This window comes from Kocuria sp. UBA1838 (assembly GCF_002338785.1).
Taxonomy (GTDB): Bacteria; Actinomycetota; Actinomycetes; order Actinomycetales; family Micrococcaceae; genus Kocuria; species Kocuria marina.
Map to the genome: position 1 here is coordinate 195,130 of NZ_DDIY01000006.1, position 17,688 is coordinate 212,817.

Consider the following 17,688-nt stretch of genomic DNA (forward strand, 5'->3'; position numbering starts at 1 on the left):
GGTCGCGTGGGCCGTGGGCGTGAACGTGCCTACGCCTATTTCCTGTATCCCACGGAGAAACCGCTCAGCGAGACGGCACTGGAACGGCTCAAGGCCGTGGCCGCCCACAACGAGCTCGGCTCGGGCTTGCAATTGGCCATGAAGGACCTCGAGATCCGCGGCGCGGGCAACCTGCTGGGCGGGGAACAGTCCGGACACATCGCGGGCGTGGGCTTCGACATGTACCTGCGGCTCGTGGGGGAGGCGGTGGCCGAGTACCGCGGCGACCAGGACACGGGTCCCGCCGAGATGAAGATCGAGCTGCCCGTCAACGCCCACCTCCCGCACGACTACGTGCCCGGTGAGCGCTTGCGGCTCGAGGCGTACCGCACGATCGCGAACGCCGCCACGGAAGAAGCCGTCGCGGAGGCCGGCGAGGAACTCAAGGACCGTTACGGCCCGCTACCCACCCCGGTGGAGAACCTGCTCGACGTCGCCCGGTTGCGGATCCGGGCGCGCGCCGCGGGTCTCACGGACGTGGCCACCCAGGGCACCATGATCCGGTTCTCGCCGGCCGAGCTCACCGAGTCCCGCGAGATGCGCCTGACTCGGATGTACCCGGGCGCGCAGGTGAAGTCGGTCCCGGGGGCGGACACCCGCATGGCGCTGATCCCCAAACCCAAGACCGCGCGGATCGGGGGCAAGGACCTCGTGGACGGGGAGATCCTCGCATGGGCACGGGAGGTGCTGGACGCGATCTTCCCTCCGGTACAGGCACCTACGGAGGAGGTCTCCCAGTAGGGATAGCGCGGCCCCGTCCGGGCGCCGCCTCGCTCGGGTACTGACTCACCCCGGGTACCTTGGCGCGGCGTCGTCGCAGGTCCCCACACGGAAACAGCCCCACTCATCCGGGTGGACGAGTGGGGCTGTCGTGGATGTGATGCGTCAGTGGCTCACGTTGTCCTGGCGCTGACCCGCTCCAATGGGCTGGCGGGCCATCTCGGAGGCGTCGCGCGGGAGGTCCAGGGTGACTTCCTTGCCACCCGTGGAGTGCTTGGCGGTGCTGCCGTTGAGGATCGTGGTGGGGACCATGAGGGCCAGACCGTAGGCCAGGATCCCGAGCAGGAACAGCAACCAGCTGTCCGGGTAGGACGCGAAGAGGTAAAGGCTCACCAGGATGGTGATGAAACCGCCGCCGAAGAGGATGGCGTTCTTCACGACGTCGTCCTGGCCAGAGTACTGCGGCTTGCGGCGGGACGCGGAATCGTGGTCGGAGCGGGCGGCCCGGTGGTCCTCGGTCACCGCGTGGCTGCCATCCTCCACCGTGCGCCCAGCGGAGTACTGATCGCTCGTGTGTGTTTCGGCTCTTCTGACCATGAGTTCACCCTTTCAGACCGCCGCGGCGGGCCCATTACGTTCCTGCGCCCAGTCTAGTGCCTGGGACCGGAACTTGCCGACATTCCGTCGATATCGAGCACCCGAACCGGCGCGCGTTCTCACAACTTCGCGACGACGTCCGCGAGCAGCCGGGAGATCCGGGGACCGGCGGCCTGGCCGGCCTCGAGCACTTCCTCGTGGGACAGGGGCTCGTCGCTGATCCCCGCCGCGAGATTGGTCACGAGGGACATCCCCAGCACCTCGAGGCCAGCGTGGCGCGCGGCAATCGCCTCGAGCGCCGTGGACATGCCCACGAGGTCCGCCCCGAGCACCTTGGCCATCCGAACCTCCGCCGGTGTCTCATAGTGCGGTCCGGTGAACTGGGCGTAAACGCCCTCGTCGAGTCCGGGGTCCACCTGGTGGGCGATGTCCCGCATCCGCCGAGAATAAAGGTCGGTGAGGTCCACGAAGGTGGCGCCCTCGAGCGGGGAATGGGCGGTGAGGTTGATGTGATCGCGGATCAATACGGGGGTCCCGGGCGCCCATGCGGGGTTCAGTCCGCCGCATCCGTTCGTCAGGATCATGATCTCGGCTCCGGCCGCGGCGGCCGTGCGCACGCCGTGGGCCACGGCCCGCACACCCTTGCCCTCGTAGAAGTGGGTGCGCGCCCCGATCACCAGGGCGTGATCCCCGTTCGTGAGCCGGACGGAGCGCAGGGTGCCGCCGTGGCCCTGCAGGGCGGGGGCCGAGAAGCCGGGGATCTCGGTCGCGGGGATCTCGTGCTCGGTCTCACCGATGAGGTCCGCGGCACCGCCCCACCCGGAGCCCAGGGTCAGGGCGATCCGGTGGGTCTGCACGCCGGTGCGCTCACGCAGGACGTCCGCGGCGCGGCGGGCGAGGTCGAAGGGATCCGTGGAAGCAGTTGCGTTCTCAGTCACGGTCATCACTCTAAGCCGCGATCCACCGCTCGGACGTGAAGGGCCCGGGCAATGGACCTGCCGGCCAGGGGGTCGTCCTCAACGATCGGCGGGAGGTGCACCCCGCACCACGTGGCCATTGAGCGGAGGGGCCGGATCGGACGCGGGCGGGCGCTGCCGGCAGAGTGAGGCCGTGAGAACCACCCCGACGACCAGGACGACGACCAGGACGACGAAAAGGACGAAGCCCAGAACGACAACGAGAGCGACGGTGGACATGTCTCCTCCTACGACGTGTGTTCGCTGACTCGGCCATTCGTAACCGGCCCGCGGAAGACCCGGACCACCATCATGGGCGGTAGCACCCGGGGTAAATGCTGCAACAATGGGGACCGTGAGTGTGCAGACTGAATTTGCGAATCCGAAGCTCGTGATCATCGGCGGCGGCCCCGGTGGTTACGAGGCCGCACTGGTCGCCGCGTCCCTCGGTGCGGAGGTCACCGTGATCGAGGAACAGGGCATGGGCGGTTCCGCCGTGCTCACGGACGTGGTCCCCTCCAAGACCCTGATCGCGTCCGCGGACACCATGAACCGGTTCGCGGACGCCAAGGACCTGGGCGTGCACGTGGGGGACGGTCAGGACGCGAGCGAGGAGTTGAACAATCTCCGCGTGGACCTGGACACCGTCAACGTGCGCCTGCTGCGCCTCGCCGCCACGCAATCCCGTGACATCAAGCGCGGACTGGAGCGCGTGGGCGTGCGCGTGGTGCAGGGCCGCGGCCGCCTGGCCGATCAGCACACCGTGGTGGTCAGCCCCTCCGACGACGACGCCGAGTACGAACTCCACGCGAACGTCGTCCTGCTCGCCGTGGGCTCGCACCCCCGGGAGATGGACACCGCCAAGCCGGACGGCGAGCGGATCTTTAACTGGAAGCAGATCTACCAGCTCACCGAGATCCCCGAGAAGCTGATCGTGGTGGGTTCGGGTGTCACCGGCGCGGAGTTCGCCTCCGCGTACAACGGCCTGGGCTCGGAGGTCACCCTGATCTCGTCCCGCGAGCAGGTGCTGCCCGGTTCGGACACCGATGCCGCCCAGGTGCTTGAGAACGTCTTCGAGCGCCGCGGTCTGCGCGTGCTGTCCCGCTCCCGCGCCGACTCCGTGGAGAACACTGGGGACGGCGTGCGCGTGACGCTCTCTGACGGGCGCAAGGTGCGCGGTTCGCACTGCCTGCTGGCCGTGGGCTCAATCCCGAACACCGCGGACATGGGTCTCGAGGAGGCCGGGGTCGCCATGGACGAGCGCGGTCACATCAAGGTGGACTCGGTCTCCCGCACGTCGGTCAGCGGGATCTACGCCGCCGGTGACTGCACGGGCGTGCTGCCCCTGGCCTCCGTGGCCGCGATGCAGGGCCGGATCGCCGTGGCCCACATCCTGGGTGACACCGTGCACCCGCTGCACACGGACGAGGTCGCGTCCAACATCTTCACGTCCCCGGAGATCGCTTCCGTGGGCATTTCCCAGTCGGACGTCGAGGCAGATCCCGCGATGTTCACCGGCATGACCATGAAGCTGTCCACCAACCCGCGCGCCAAGATGATGGCCGTGGACGACGGTTTCGTGAAGATCTTCGCCCGCCGCGGCAGCGGGACGGTCATGGGCGGCGTGGTCGTGGGACCGCGCGCCTCCGAGCTGATCTTCCCGATCGCGCTCGCGGTGACCCACCGCCTGGGCGTGGACGACCTCTCCGACACGTTCGCGGTCTACCCGTCCCTGTCCGGCACGATCGCGGAGGCCGCGCGCCGCTTGCATGTCCACCGCTGACTGCCCCGCTCGGGCGAGCACCGCTCGTTCCGGCCGGGCACGGTTCGCACCCCGGGTACGACGGCGCCGCGGTGACCTTCCGTACGGAAGGTCGGTCACCGCGGCGTCGTCGTCCGTGGAAGCGGAAGGCCTACTTGGCGGCCTTGGTGCGCACGGTGTACATGTTCACGTGCCGGGTCTCGGGGGAGAACCACAGCGCGATGAGCGTAATGACGGCGGCGAAGGACAGGTACAGGCCCACCGCGCCCACGCCGAAGCGCGCGTTGAGCAGCACCGCGATGTAGGGGGTGATCGCCGCACCCAGGATGGACGCCACGTTGTACGCAATGCCCGAACCGGTGTAGCGCACGTTCGTGGGGAACAGTTCGGGCAGGATCGCGGACATGGAACCGAACGTCAGGCCCATGAGGGTCATGCCGATCGTGAGGAAGACCAGCACGCGCAGCAGGGACGCATCCGCGCCCGTGCCCACGAGGTCGGGGTTCATGATCAGGGCGAAGCTCAGGCCGAACAGCAGGATGAGGCTCGTGATCACGAGCTGCGAGGAGCGGCGGCCGTAGCGGTCCGCGAGCCAGCCCGAGACGGGGACCATGGCGGCGAACAGCAGCACGGCGAGCAACTGCAGGATCAGGAACGTGCGGTACTCGATGCCCAGGCCACCGGTCTCCGGCTTGCCGATCCCGTAGGACAGCACCCACGCGGTCATCAGGTAGAACAGAACGTACGTGGCGAGCATGATGAACGTGCCCTGGATGATCTGCACCCACGACGTCTTGAAGACCTCGGCCACGGGGGCCTTGACCTTCTCACCCTGCTGTTCCGCGCGCTGGAACACCGGGGTCTCCTCGAGCTTGATCCGCACCCACAGACCCAGCAGGACCATGACCACGGACGCGAGGAACGGGATCCGCCAGCCCCACACCAGGAACGGGTGGCCCGTGCCCAGGTGGTGACCCGCGGTGCCGAACTGCATGACCACGGTCAGCAGCAGGAAGAAGCCGTTGGCCAGGATGAACCCGAACGGCGCGCCGAGTTGCGGCCACATCGCGGCGCGGGCCCGTTTGCCCTCCTCCGCGTACTCGGTCGCGAGCAGGGAGGCACCGGACCATTCGCCGCCCAGTCCCAGGCCCTGACAGAAGCGCAGGATCGTGAGGATCAGGGGAGCCCAGATGCCGATCTGGTAGAACGTGGGCAGCAGGCCGATCAGGAACGTGGCGATACCCATGGTCAGCAGTGCGCCGATCAGGGTGGCCTTACGCCCGATCCGGTCCCCGTAATGACCGAAGATCACGGAGCCGATGGGCCGGCCGAAGAACGCGGCGGCGAACGTGGCCATGGAGGCCAGCAGCTTGGCGGTGTCGTTCTCGCCCGTGAAGAACAGGGCGGGGAACACGGCCACCGCAGCGGTCGCGTACACGTAGAAGTCGTAGAACTCGATCGTGGTTCCCGCGAGGGACGCCAGGATCACGCGGCTGCGGGGCACACGTGATTGCTCCGCGGGGGATCCCGGATCCACGGTGGACACGGTGGAAGACATGAAGAACCTCACAGGGACTCAGGGGCGAAATGCCTTCAAGATAAGACCGGCCATACCGCATGATGAATTGTGGTGTCCACATTCTGAGATGGAACCTCGACGTCGCTCAGTTCGTGTGCTGGGCCGGTCTCGTCGTCGAGCGGGTGCGTAGCGGCCCCGGTCCTGTTCCGAACCGGGCCACTACGACGGATTGGTGGGAGCTCCGGGGCGATGCCCCGGCCCCGTAAGGCGATGCGCCGGGGCGTCAGCCCGTGATGGAGGCCAGCACGGTGCCGGCGGAGACGGTGTCCCCCTCGGACACGTCCAGGTCCTTGATCACACCGGACTTGTGGGCGGTGAGCGGCTGCTCCATCTTCATGGCTTCGAGCACCACGATCAGGTCCCCCTCGGAGACCTCGTCCCCGTTGGCCACGGCGATCTTCACGATCGTGCCCTGCATGGGTGAGGAGAGGGAATCCCCCGAGGCTCCGCGGGCCGCCGTGCCGCGTCCGCTGCGCTGCTTGCGTGCCTTGGGCTGGGCTGCGGCCGGGCGGGCCGCACCTCCCAGCAGCGGCATGGTCACCTCGAGGCGCTTACCGCCCACCTCCACGACGACGCTCTGCCGTTCGGGTTCGTCCGCCGAGGGTTCGGGTGCCACGGTGAAGGGTTCGATCCGGTTGTCGAACTCCGTCTCGATCCACCGGGTGTGCACGGTGAAGGGGGTGTCGTCCGGGGTTGCGAATGCGGGATCGCTCACCACGGCCCGGTGAAACGGGACGACAGTGGGCATGCCCTCGATCGTCAGTTCCTGCAGGGCCCGGCGGGACCGTTCGAGGGCCTGCGTGCGGGTCGCACCGGTCACCACGAGCTTGGCGAGCATCGAGTCGAAGTTCCCGCCCACGGTCTCGCCGGCCTCCACGCCGGAGTCCACGCGCACGCCCGGCCCGGAGGGCACGGTGAACGTGGTGAGCGTGCCGGGGGAGGGCATGAAGTTGCGGCCGGCGTCCTCGCCGTTGATCCGGAACTCGAAGCTGTGTCCGCGGATCTCGGGGTCGTCGTAGCCGAGGGCCTCACCGCGGGCGATGCGGAACTGCTCCCGCACCAGGTCCAGTCCCGAGACCTCCTCCGACACGGGGTGCTCCACTTGTAGGCGCGTATTGACCTCCAGGAAGGAGATCGTCCCGTCCTGGCCCACGAGGAACTCGCACGTCCCCGCGCCCTGGTACTGGGCTTCCTTGAGGATGGCCTTGGAGGACTCGTAGAGCCGCTCGATCTGCTCGTCCGACAGGAACGGCGCGGGTGCCTCCTCCACGAGCTTCTGATTGCGCCGCTGCAGCGAGCAGTCGCGCGTGGACACCACGACGACGCTGCCGAACTGGTCCGCGAGGCACTGGGTCTCCACGTGGCGGGGTGCGTCCAGGAACCGTTCCACGAAGCACTCACCGCGGCCGAACGCGGCGGTAGCCTCGCGCACGGCCGATTCGTAGAGCTCGGGGATCGCGGCGCGCTCACGCACCACCTTGATGCCGCGGCCGCCACCACCGAAGGCGGCCTTGATCGCGATCGGCAGGCCGTGTTCGTCCGCGAAGTCCAGGACCTCCTGGGCCGAGGACACCGGGTCGGCGGTGCCGGGGACCTGCGGCGCCTCGACCTTCTCCGCGATGTGGCGGGCCGCGACCTTGTCACCGAGCTGGGCTATCGCCGCCGGGGGAGGGCCGATCCATGTGAGTCCCGCCGCGATCACCGCGGAGGCGAATTCCGCGTTCTCGGACAGGAACCCGTAACCGGGGTGGACGGAGTCGGCACCGGCGCGTCGGGCGGCGTCGAGGATCTTGTCGATCCGCAGGTAGGAGTCCGCGGCGGTCGTCCCGCCCAGTGAGTACGCCTCGTCCGCCATGCGCACGTGCAGGGCATCCCGGTCCGGGTCCGCGTAGACGGCCACGGAGGTGATGCCCTCGTCGCGCGCGGCGCGGATCACGCGCACCGCGATCTCCCCTCGGTTGGCCACGAGGACCTTGGTGACGGGGCGGGTTGCGGTGGCGGCCTCTTGCTGCCGCGAGGTGGTTGTCACGTGATAGCTCCTTGTCGACTCTCTGCCGAAAGGTTAGTGCCCCGCGCCGGGGAACGCCTAAGCGCGGGGGCACCGCGGTGCGGTAACTGTGGAAGATCTACAAATCATTGCGCCCCGCCCTGTGCTGCGGCACCCCACCACGAGGACGCCCGGATCCCTACCCCGGCGAGCAGGGTACGCAGGGTGGACAGGCTCAGCCCGATCACGGCGTTCGGATCCCCGTTCACCCGTTCGATGAACTGGGATCCCCGCCCGTCCAGGGTGAAGGAGCCTGCGACCTGGAGGGGCTCACCCGTGGCCACGTAGTCCTCGATCTCCGCGCGTGTCATGGTGGCGAAGTGCACGTCCGCGGAACAGACCAGGCCGTTGCCGGAAGCCTCGCCCGTGCGCGCATCCACGAGCCAGTGGCCCGTGTGTAGCGTGCCCGTGCGCCCGCTCATGGCGCTGATGCGCTCGATCGCGACGTCCGGCTCGTACGGCTTGCCGTAGGGGACGCCGTCGAGCTCGAACACGGAGTCGCAACCCAGCACGAGCCGCCCCTCCGCTTCCGGAAGCGCTGCGACGGCCTCCGCCTTGGCCCGTGCCAGTAGCAATGCGGTCTCTGCGGGGGTCTCGGGGGCTTCCGCGGCCACGAGGGCGTCCTCGTCCACGTGGGAGACGACGGCGCGGTACGGGATGTGCGCGCGTTCCAACAGGGATGCGCGCGCCGGTGATTGCGAGGCCAGGACGAGAGCGGGGTGCACGCCCCTCACTCTACGGCGGATCGGGTGAGGGGACGTCGGTCCGGTGAGGAGGGGTGTGCTCGCGGGAGGGCTGCGATCATACAAATAGGGACAACCTCAAGCATCTGGATGTACCCTGTTACGTCGGCCGCGCGCGTGGAGAGGGAGGTGGCCCGGATGGTCGAGATCGTGCGTCGTGGTGCGCGCATCCCACGGGACCTCCCCGGCGTCACCGGGTCCCGACCAGCGACAGCATCCCATGCCTCGAACGGGCCCGCGCTGTCCCTCGGGACCGGGCTGGCGAACGGGCCGTCCATAGGAGCCGGGCTCCCGCACGGGCCGTGGCTCTCGGACGGCATCGGCCTTACGAACGCCACCGGGACACCACCGGCGCGGCCTTCGCGATGGCTGTCCCGCCCCCTGACGTCGATACTGCTGGACGCCCTGGCCGTGACCCTGGCCCTGATCCTTGCCAACCAGGTGGTGGCTCGAGGCGCGGTGATCGCCCTGCCGGGCGACGCCGGACTCACGTACCCGCAACTGTCCGTTCCACTGGGAACGGGGTGGCTCGCGGCGCTCGCCACATGCCGACGGGTCGTGCGGCTGCCCCGTGGTTATTGGCGCACCGAGTGCCGCTGCATCGCTCGTGCCGCGTTCATCGTGCTCGGTGCGGTGTGCATGGCGGCCGTGGTCCTACCGCTCGACATCGACCGCCCGTTCACGGCCGTGACGTTCGCCGCGGGGCTGCTCCTGCAGCTCGTGAGCCGGTGGCTCATCCGGCGCGCCGCCCTCCGCCGACGGGACGACCGCGCGCGAACGGCGGGTCCGCACCTGGGATCCGAGGCGCGGAGCGCCGCCGTTCACGAGTGACGCGGGCCCGATGAAGGTGCTTCCTAGGTGTTGTGGGGGATGGGGTTGTTGGTACGGCTGTGGTGGTGAAATGAGGGACGGGCTGCTCGTCGCGGGATGGAAGTTCCTACACCACCCACCCGTACGAGAGAGCCCGTTCATGACCCACGCTAATGCACCCCTGACCCCGACCGGCCCTCTGCGGATGGTGCACCGTCATCTCCACGATGGTGTGCCCCAGGCTCACGTGGCTGCAAAGTTCCGGGTTTCCCGGCCGGCCTACACCGAGGCCCTCGAGGATGAGAAAGCAGCCACCACAGTCGGGTTCTTCTCCCGGCTTTTCGGAAGTAATCGAAAGGTGGGGCGGTTATACCTTCCGTCGAGGACCCCATGGAAGGACATCATGAGCATCGTTATCACCGGAGCTACCGGCCAGCTTGGCCGCCAGGTCGTGGAAACACTGCTGGAGCGCAACGTTCCGCCGCAGGAGATTGTGGCCGCAGGGCGTGCAGTTGACAAGATCGCGGATCTGGCACAGCGCGGTGTCCACGTGAGGAAGCTGGACTACACCGACGCGGCCTCCGTAGGAAAGGCCTTGAAGGGGGCCAGCAAAGTCCTCCTGATCTCAGGTTCCGAGGTGGGCCAGCGGGTGGAGCAGCACCGTACCGTGATCGAGGCCGCTCAGCGCGAGGGTATCCAGCTGGTCGCCTACACGAGCATCGCCAACGCAGACGGCAGTGGGATGAAGCTGGCCGTCGAGCACCAAGCCACCGAGACCCTCCTGGAGCAGTCCGGCGTTCCTTTCGTCCTGTTGCGCAACAGCTGGTATCTGGAGAACTACACCGACCAATTGCCGGGCGTGCTCGCTCAGGGTGCCCTCGTGGGCAGTGCCGGCAATGGTCGGGTGAGCGCCGCCTCCCGCGCAGACTATGCCCAGGCGGCCGCCGCGGTGCTGCTGGCCGACGACCAGGCCGGCAGGATCTATGAGCTCGGCGGTGACGAGCCGTTCACCATGGCCGAGCTTGCGGCAGAGATCAGCGCCGCGGCCGGCCAGCACATCTCCTACCAGGACCTGCCGCCGCGCGAATACGCCGCAATGCTCGTCAGGGTCGGAGTGCCCGGGGGGGGGGGCGCGGAAATCCTCGCAGATTCTGATCTGGGAATAGCCCGCGGAGACCTCCTGGTGAACTCTGGAGACCTGAGCAGGCTTATCGGACGCCCGGCCACGTCCATGGCTGAGGCTGTTCGTTCGGCTGTCGCCGCAATCTAACCTCTCGGTAGAACCTGCATGAGTGGGTAGTTCTGTTTGTCCACCCTTCCAACCGGACAACCAGAACTACCCGCCGACCCCGCCCCTGCCGGCAAACCCCACACTGACGTCCGATGGTGACGTCTGCCGAGGGGTGTCCAGATTCTTCTATGTCGGTCAAGAGCCATTCACGCTCGGGGTCGTAGCGTTGAGGGTTCGATAGACGTGACGGGCTAGGTAGTGCTTGATGCAGCGGCGGATCTCTCGATCGTTCCTTCCTTCCGCTCGGCGGTTGGTGACGTATAGCCACGTCTGGGCGTCGTAGGTCACCTTGGTGGTCGAGACCGGGCGTGGGGAACGAGTAGGTGACGACTGATCGTTAGCGTTGAGAGGCGCTGGCGGGGAGGATGTCATCATGCCCGGTCCTCATCCCAGAGAGTTCCGGGAGGACGTTATCGCGGTCGCTCGGGACTGCAGCGCGCCTCGCGGACGTTGCACGACCGTCAGGAACCTGCCGGTCCCCCCCCGAGCAAGTCAAGGACGATCGATCCGCCACCATGAGGGGCAGACGAAGCGCCCGGTGGAGACTGCGGTGTGGGAGGCTGGCCGGCGTGGGAACCCAACCCGGCTACGACGCCCTGGCCGAACAGTACGAGCTTGCCTTCCCGGACCCGTTCCAGACACCTTTGGAACGGCATGCGGTCGCCGCCTTCACGGACATGGTCCTGCAACACCACGGCGAGGGCGCCGTGGTGGACATCGGGTGCGGGACCGGGCACGTCACCGCCGACCTCGCCCACCGCGGCCTTCACGTCGTGGGCATCGATCCCTCAGAAGCCATGCTGGATATCGCCCGCAGGTCTCACCCCGAGGTGGTGTTCCGGCGTGGTGAGGCGAACCTGAACGACTCCTTGGAGTCGACCGATCAGCGGGTTCCGCTGCGGGGCGTGCTGGTCCGGTTCAGCCTGATCCACGTCGAGCCCCACCACATCGGCGGGGTGCTCGCCTCCTGGGCCCAGCGCATGCCAGTCGGCGGCGTGGTGCTCCTGGCCTTCCAGAGCATCGATGACGAGAGACAAACCGGCGGTGCCGTTCGGTCACGCGGTGGCACCAGCCTGGCGCTGGCACCCCGAAGAGATGAGCCGGCAACTTTCCTGGGCTGGATTCGACGAGGCCTGGCGCACGGTGAGCCGGCCTGATCCACTGCACCGCTTCCCCGAATGCCAACTGGCCGCCGTACGTCGCCCCTGACAGCAACCCCCATTGCGCCACGGCGTCAGTGGCTGTGCCACCCACCAACGAGTCGAGGCACATTCCAAGTTAGGAAGCTCGCCCTTCGGTATTTAGAATGCGCCCTCAGATACGATCGAAGCATGTCCATGAACACCAGGCAGATCACCGAAATCACTCGCCGCAAGCTTCTTGATTCGATCGCGTTGTCCGGCGTCTGGTGGGCTGGACGGCTCGAGGAGCCCGACTTCCTGGCACGCATCTACGATTTGGAATCTCTACCAAGCACCGATACCCGGTTCAAGAATGCCGCCGGCGATATCAGGCAACACCGAGTCAATAACCCCGCTGACTGGGAAGACGACTGGATCTTCAATGACAGCCGGTTCCAACTGCAGAGCGGCGATGACGGGATCATCCTCCGGTTCCTCTCGGAAATGCTGCACCCAGTGGTGCGTGCGGACGAGCAAGAGGTCGCCACCCTTCTGGCATCGTTCAACGAGGCACTCACCAGGGATGGCTATGAGCTCTATCCGGCAGACTGGATCAGCGGGCACGCCGTCTATAGCTGGCGCCGACGCGGCAGCTTCCACGGTCTGAGCCCAAAGCTGAAACTACGCGAACGGGCTCTTCTTACCGATCCGCAAGTGCTCGAGGAGCATCTCACCCGGATCCGGGACGGGCTAACCGCGGACCCTCCGGCTACGATCTCGTCCTGCAAGAACCTGCTGGAAAGCCTCTTCAAGATCATCCTTGACCGCAGTCAGGTTGAGTACGACACCAAGGACGACATCCCAAAGCTGTACCGCGAGGTAGCGACCCTTCTCACCTTGAACGCAGAATCAGTGCCCGAGAACGCACGGGCCAGCAAGACCTCTCAACAGATACTGCGCACACTGGTCACGACTGTGAAATCACTGGCGGAACTTCGAAACGAACTTGGCATCGGTCACGGCCAATCCCAACCAAGCATGGCACTTGCCCGCCACGCCAGGCTGGCGCTCAATAGCACTGTCGCCGTCGCCGAGTTCATTCTGGACACCTGGCAGGCACGCGTCGATTCAGGCCAGCTCGATCCTAAGACCTGACGTGCGAAATGACGTTCGGCGGTATGTCGAAAGAAATTCCGGACACGTTCCGCTCCAGACTTGTGGATGGAACGGCACGACCGAAGGCCTAGCAGACAGCTGGAGCCCTTTGGGTGTCTGCTATGAGTGATATTAATAACCCATGACGCATGGTCATCGAGGTGTGAAGCCGTTATTGGTAAACCGCTATGAAAAGGTGACCCATCATTTATTGACCACGGCGGCGGCTGATAACGGAGATGAGCTGTGAGCCAAGGTCCGCCTTGCTGATGTCATCAATGAGGCGGGCTACACCGGTCGGCTCAAGAAGTACGCACTGAGCGCACATCTAGATTTTGTCATGGTCGATCCCGCGACCTCACTGCCCCGATTTGCCGTCGAATTTGACGACAAACAGCACTTCACCGACCTCGCTACTCGGGAGCGAGACCGCCTCAAGGACACCCTGTGTCTCGAGGCGGAACTTCCTTTGTTGCGCATCACCAGTGAGTACACCCGTACTCAAGGCCGCTGGAGAATACTCAGCTACGTGGTGGAAGGCTCCTATCACTCTCTGGCGTTCTTTGAAGCTCAGGAGCATGGGTACATTCCGCCAGACGAGCCCTATGACTTCGGCAACGTGATTGCCACCGTCGAAGACGGTCGGCTGCTGTTTAACACTCTTGATGCCGCCACCCGCCTTCACCTGCTCGAACTGCACAAGGTTAACCATCTGTCAAGCTTTTGTCCCAACGTCTACCTGACCACGAATGCCACCGAGGGCTCAGTAGACGTGCACGCTTTCATGGCAGTAGCAAGGGATCGATATCTTATCGGCCGAACTCGCCTTCGTGATTGTCGATTCTAAGGCGTCAGTCCGCATGAGATCGCTGAGCAGCTGGCTGTGGTTGAGGTCGGCTCTCTCGCTGATCAGTGGTTGGCAGGCCAGCCGGCTGCCTGCAACGGAGCCACCCTTGTCAGATCCATGGAGAAGGTACAGCAGCCATCGACACTGGTGGACTCCTTTCGGTCGCGGACGGTGGCGCCCTACAGGCTGGAGGCCCCCTACTGTTCGACATCACCATCCAGTACCCCTGAACCGAAGCCGACAGCGTCACCATGGCACCGTCGAACTATGCGGAACGCACCCCCAACTGCATCGTCGACCCCGTGGGCGGTGTCCGGTAGCCGGGCCATATGTAAAGCGCACGGGTGTCGGCAAAGCCTTTGATGGCCGTGAACTTTGGGGACTTACCGTCTCCCTGCAGAGCGCCCCAGAGGCAAGCCAGGCCAAGATGACACCTGATCGTGCGGGAGTCCCCTCGCCGTCGTGAGAGCGGAGTCACCATCAAATAGATTGCTACCGACTTCGGTATCAGCGAAGCGACCCATGCAGAACTGGCTCCGTCAGGTCGACTGTGATAAATGAAATCAGCCTGGTCAGACTGCGTCGGACGCGGCGGATGCTGGGGAGCTGAAGAAGTGGATCCGCCTCCTGGGGCAGGACAGCGAGGTGCTCAGCAGGGCTGCGGCGTATTTGTCGCAAGCGAATCTGCGCCTCGGCGGCTGCCCACACTGACATACCCGCTCGTTGCCGAGCGCGCCGGCGCGGGAAGGGGAAGACAACGGGCCCGCCGGTGTTCGAGGACCACCTCCAGCGGTCTTCCGCGCCGACGGGCCGGACCGGCTCTGGCTGAGGGATATCACGGGGGATTGGACGAGGGAGGGCGCGCTCTACTGTTGCGCGATCAAAGACGTGTTCTCCAACCGCGTCGTCGGATACTCGATCTCGAACTGGATGACCGCGAAACTCGCCGTCGACGCGGTCCGCAACGCACTCGCCCGCCGAGGCGACGTCGCCGGGTGCATCCTGCACGCCGACACAGGGAGCCAGTTCCGTGGTCGCGCGATGGCCCGGCAGCTGCGCCTGGCCATCGTGGTCTGGATCGAGTGGAAGTATCACCGTCAACGAGCCCAGGACAGACTCGGCGGGTTGACGCCCCTCGAGTTCGAAGCCAAACTAACCAAGCCGCTCACACTCGCGGCCTAAACCGAAACCGTCACCGGTTCGTTTGGGCTGACCCCGTTTGGTAGGTCCGGTGGTTGTGTGAGTCGTCCTGTTGCCCGGGGGTTCGGGCAGTGAGACTGGTCAGATCATGACGAACAGCAGGAAGCGTCACACCTCGGAGCAGGTCGTCCGTAAGCTCGGGCAGGCCGACAGGATGCTCGCGGGCGGTAGCGACATCGCCGGGGTGTGTCGAGAGCTCGGAGTGTCCGAGCAGACGTACTACCGGTGGCGGAACCAGTACGGCGGGCTGAAGGCCGACGACGCGAAGCGGCTGAAGGAGCTCGAGAAGCAGAACGCCACGCTCAAGCGGCTGCTCGCCGAGGCAGAGCTCGAGAAGGCCGCGCTCAAGGAGCTGGCTGAGGGAAACTTCTAGGCCCGGGCAGGCGCCGCGCCGCCGTCGACCACCTCAAGCGCAAGCTGCGGGTGAGCGAACGAATGGCGTGCCGTCTGGCCGGGCTGAGCAGGTCCGCATACCGTCGCCCGCTCCAGGGTGAGACGACAGCCGACCCGGACCTGGCGTTGCGGGACTGGCTGCGGGCGTATGCGAAGAAGCACCCGCGGTGGGGATACCGCAGGGCCTACCACGATGCCCGCGGCGAGGGGTGGGTCGTGAACCACAAGAAGATCCAACGGCTCTGGCGCGAGGAAGGGCTGCGCGTCCCGCAGCGGCGTCGCCGCAAACGCGTTGGGTCTTCGACCGTCGACGCCCCGGCAGCGGTCGCACCGAACCTCGTGTGGGCGGTGGACTTCCAGTTCGACGCGGACGAGCAGGGCCGTCCGATCAAGATCTGCTCCATCGTCGACGAGCACACCCGCGAGTGCATCGGCGGGCTCGTCGAACGGTCGATCACCGCGGACCGGCTCACCGCCCACCTCGAGGACCTCGTCGCCGTCCGCGGCGCCCCCGCGGTGCTCCGATCCGACAACGGCCCCGAGTTCATCAGCGACGCGATGGCCGACTGGGCCGGCACCCGCACCGGCCTGTTCTACATCCCGCCCGGCTCGCCCTGGCACAACGGGTACGTCGAGTCGTTCAACAGCAGGCTCCGCGACGAGTGCCTGAACATCAACAGCTTCTACTCGCTGCTCCACGCCCAGGTCGTGATCGGCGACTGGAAGACCGAATACAACCACGACCGCCGGCATTCATCGCTCGGCTACCTCGCACCCGTCGACTACGCTCGGCAATGCACCCATCAATCGGAAACCGACGACTCGCACAGCGACCGGACCGAATGAAGGGGGCGGCCCACGTTCCCTACTCCCAACGTCACGCCCTCTTACAACTGGTACAAGAAGGCATCGAGTACCACCCGGCGCCACCCACGTGGCCAACGCCGCAAACCACTGACACATCCGCTCCCAGGTCAAGGAGCCATCACATGACCCAAACCCGTAACCCCATCCCACCGTTCACCGCCGAAACCGCCGCCTGCAAGGTACAGGCCGCCGAAGACGCCTGGAATACTCGCGATCCCGAGACGGTCGCCCAGGCCTACAGCGTCGATACCGTGTGGCGAAACCGTGACCAGACGATCACCGGCCGGGACCAGGTGATTGCCTTCCTCACCGCCAAGTGGGATCGGGAACTCGACTATCAACTCCGCAAGAACCTGTGGGCGTTCACCGAGGATCAGATCGCCGTGCGATTCCAGTACGAGTGGCACGACCATGACGGCCAGTGGTGGCGCTCCTACGGCAATGAGCTGTGGCGTTTCAACGCACACGGCTACATGACCCATCGCGAGGCCAGCATCAACGACCGTCGCATCGGTCAGGAGGAGCGACGCGTCACCCCAGGCCACGGCGAACTTCCCACCTGGTGAGCCTGTCGCCCAGCGATTGAATGCCCCGCCGAGATCCACGACGACGACATTGCCCTCACCGCCACTGCCGTCCTCGTCCGGGCCGTCGAGTGGTTCAACCAGCGTGGTGTCGCCGTCGAGAGGTGCTGTCCGACAACGGCGGCGCCTACCGCTCACACTTGTGGCGAGACACCTGCATCGACCTCGGCATCCGGCACAAACGCACGAGGCCGTCTCGGCCGCAGACCAACGGGAAGATCGAGCGGTTCCACCTCACCCTGGCCGACGGCTGGGGCTACGCCCGCTGCTAGACGAGCGAGGCCGAGCGCCGCGGGAAACTCGAGGGCTGGCTGCACTACTACAACCACCACCGCCCCCACACAGCCTGCGGGAACCAGCCACCCTTCTCACGATTGACCAACGTCTCCGATCAGTACACCTCGATCCCACACAGTTCGCTGCGGGTGAGGAAGCGCCGGCCCGTAGGGGCCTCGAGGGAGAAGCCCCCACCGCGGCCGGGAACGGCGTCGATCACCAACCGCGTGTGCCGCCAGTACTCGAACTGCTCGGCGGAGATCCAGAACTCCAGGCCCCCGAGATCCTCGCCGGTCGGGGACGGCAACCGGGCGGTGCCCAGCAGGACATCGGCCGCGCCCGTGCGGAACTCACCGGCGGGGAAGCACATGGGCGAGGAACCGTCACAGCATCCCCCAGACTGGTGGAACATGAGGGGTCCATGTTGCTCCCACAGTTCCTGCAACAGGGCCACTGCGGGCCCGGTGAAACCGACCCGTGAGGTGGTCTCACCGGGTACCGCAGCGGTCGCCTCGAGCACCACGGGGTGTTCGGGATCCGCGATGTCCGCCGGGGACGGGTCCGCCGGTGATGAAGGGGTGCTCATGACGGTTCCTCGCCTTCCGGTCAGGGTCTAGAAGAAGCCCTGCGCGTTCTCGGTGTAGCTCACGAGCATGTTCTTGGCCTGCTGGTAAATACCTCAATAGTAACCGATCTAGTTG

The 17,688-nt window shown here is 66.2% G+C and carries 15 protein-coding genes and 3 pseudogenes; 12 read left to right on the top strand and 6 right to left on the bottom strand.

The genetic code is table 11. The annotated features are described in order from the left end of the window. The coding region (locus B3I25_RS04110) for a TRCF domain-containing protein (protein ID WP_349676522.1) at window positions 1-780 on the top strand (780 nt) is incomplete at its 5' end. 144 nt (window positions 781-924) lie between these two features. On the opposite strand, the gene B3I25_RS04115 is transcribed toward B3I25_RS04110, so the two are convergent. Beyond that, window positions 925-1,281: a hypothetical protein gene (locus tag B3I25_RS04115; protein WP_240505671.1), complete on the bottom strand. Its 357-nt coding sequence runs from the start codon at window positions 1,279-1,281 to the stop codon at window positions 925-927. A 194-nt stretch (window positions 1,282-1,475) separates the two neighbouring features. Continuing rightward, a complete protein-coding gene (locus B3I25_RS04120) occupies window positions 1,476-2,294 on the bottom strand; it encodes a purine-nucleoside phosphorylase (RefSeq protein WP_404821099.1) in 819 nt (272 codons plus the stop codon). A 364-nt stretch (window positions 2,295-2,658) separates the two neighbouring features. Between B3I25_RS04120 and B3I25_RS04125 the strand changes: the two genes are divergently transcribed. Next, entirely contained in the window at window positions 2,659-4,095 is a 1,437-nt protein-coding gene (locus B3I25_RS04125) for an NAD(P)H-quinone dehydrogenase (protein WP_082943397.1), read from the top strand. A 130-nt stretch (window positions 4,096-4,225) separates the two neighbouring features. On the opposite strand, the gene B3I25_RS04130 is transcribed toward B3I25_RS04125, so the two are convergent. From B3I25_RS04130 to B3I25_RS04140, 3 genes are all read right to left on the bottom strand, one after another. Continuing rightward, the gene (locus B3I25_RS04130) at window positions 4,226-5,632 is read right to left on the bottom strand and encodes an MFS transporter (RefSeq protein ID WP_131333262.1); all 1,407 of its coding nucleotides are present in this window, start codon (window positions 5,630-5,632) and stop codon (window positions 4,226-4,228) included. Between the two features lie 244 nt (window positions 5,633-5,876). Next, window positions 5,877-7,682, bottom strand: coding sequence for an acetyl/propionyl/methylcrotonyl-CoA carboxylase subunit alpha (locus B3I25_RS04135; protein ID WP_286737903.1), 1,806 nt, complete (start codon window positions 7,680-7,682; stop codon window positions 5,877-5,879). A 104-nt stretch (window positions 7,683-7,786) separates the two neighbouring features. Next, window positions 7,787-8,425: a Maf family protein gene (locus tag B3I25_RS04140; RefSeq protein WP_098053336.1), complete on the bottom strand. Its 639-nt coding sequence runs from the start codon at window positions 8,423-8,425 to the stop codon at window positions 7,787-7,789. A 156-nt stretch (window positions 8,426-8,581) separates the two neighbouring features. Here B3I25_RS04140 and B3I25_RS04145 point away from each other — a divergent pair, with 156 nt between their 5' ends. From B3I25_RS04145 to B3I25_RS04190, 10 genes and pseudogenes are all read left to right on the top strand, one after another. Further along, complete coding sequence (locus tag B3I25_RS04145; RefSeq protein ID WP_143470032.1) at window positions 8,582-9,274, top strand: hypothetical protein; 693 nt, start codon at window positions 8,582-8,584, stop codon at window positions 9,272-9,274. 139 nt (window positions 9,275-9,413) lie between these two features. Further along, a pseudogene (locus B3I25_RS04150) lies at window positions 9,414-9,590 on the top strand (IS481 family transposase); the annotation flags it as partial. 66 nt (window positions 9,591-9,656) lie between these two features. Then, window positions 9,657-10,523, top strand: coding sequence for an SDR family oxidoreductase (locus B3I25_RS04155; protein WP_286737958.1), 867 nt, complete (start codon window positions 9,657-9,659; stop codon window positions 10,521-10,523). A 590-nt stretch (window positions 10,524-11,113) separates the two neighbouring features. Continuing rightward, window positions 11,114-11,701 carry a class I SAM-dependent methyltransferase gene (locus tag B3I25_RS04160; protein ID WP_286737904.1) on the top strand — a complete coding sequence of 196 codons (588 nt, stop codon included), beginning with the start codon at window positions 11,114-11,116 and terminating at the stop codon, window positions 11,699-11,701. Window positions 11,702-11,875: 174 nt separating this feature from the next. Then, window positions 11,876-12,820, top strand: a complete 945-nt coding sequence (locus tag B3I25_RS04165; RefSeq protein WP_286737905.1) for an abortive infection family protein — start codon at window positions 11,876-11,878, stop codon at window positions 12,818-12,820. 262 nt (window positions 12,821-13,082) lie between these two features. Beyond that, a pseudogene (locus B3I25_RS04170) lies at window positions 13,083-13,667 on the top strand (DUF2726 domain-containing protein); the annotation flags it as partial. 723 nt (window positions 13,668-14,390) lie between these two features. After that, on the top strand, window positions 14,391-14,849 hold the full coding sequence (locus B3I25_RS04175) for a DDE-type integrase/transposase/recombinase (RefSeq protein ID WP_286737906.1): 459 nt from the start codon (window positions 14,391-14,393) through the stop codon (window positions 14,847-14,849). Window positions 14,850-14,955: 106 nt separating this feature from the next. Next, window positions 14,956-16,106 (top strand): IS3-like element ISAar43 family transposase gene (locus B3I25_RS04180; RefSeq protein WP_096257316.1). Its coding sequence is split into 2 segments (ribosomal slippage): window positions 14,956-15,226 and window positions 15,226-16,106, totalling 1,152 coding nucleotides; the frame shifts between segments, so codons are not numbered across the junction. 143 nt (window positions 16,107-16,249) lie between these two features. Beyond that, on the top strand, window positions 16,250-16,693 hold the full coding sequence (locus tag B3I25_RS04185) for a nuclear transport factor 2 family protein (protein WP_286737908.1): 444 nt from the start codon (window positions 16,250-16,252) through the stop codon (window positions 16,691-16,693). Between the two features lie 27 nt (window positions 16,694-16,720). Beyond that, window positions 16,721-17,109 (top strand): annotated as a pseudogene (locus B3I25_RS04190) (integrase core domain-containing protein); the annotation flags it as partial. Here the strand turns inward: B3I25_RS04190 and B3I25_RS04195 are convergent. Beyond that, window positions 17,103-17,573, bottom strand: coding sequence for a DUF779 domain-containing protein (locus B3I25_RS04195; protein ID WP_144999006.1), 471 nt, complete (start codon window positions 17,571-17,573; stop codon window positions 17,103-17,105). The pseudogene B3I25_RS04190 and the gene B3I25_RS04195 sit on opposite strands and share 7 nt — an antisense overlap. Window positions 17,574-17,688: the final 115 nt, after the last annotated feature.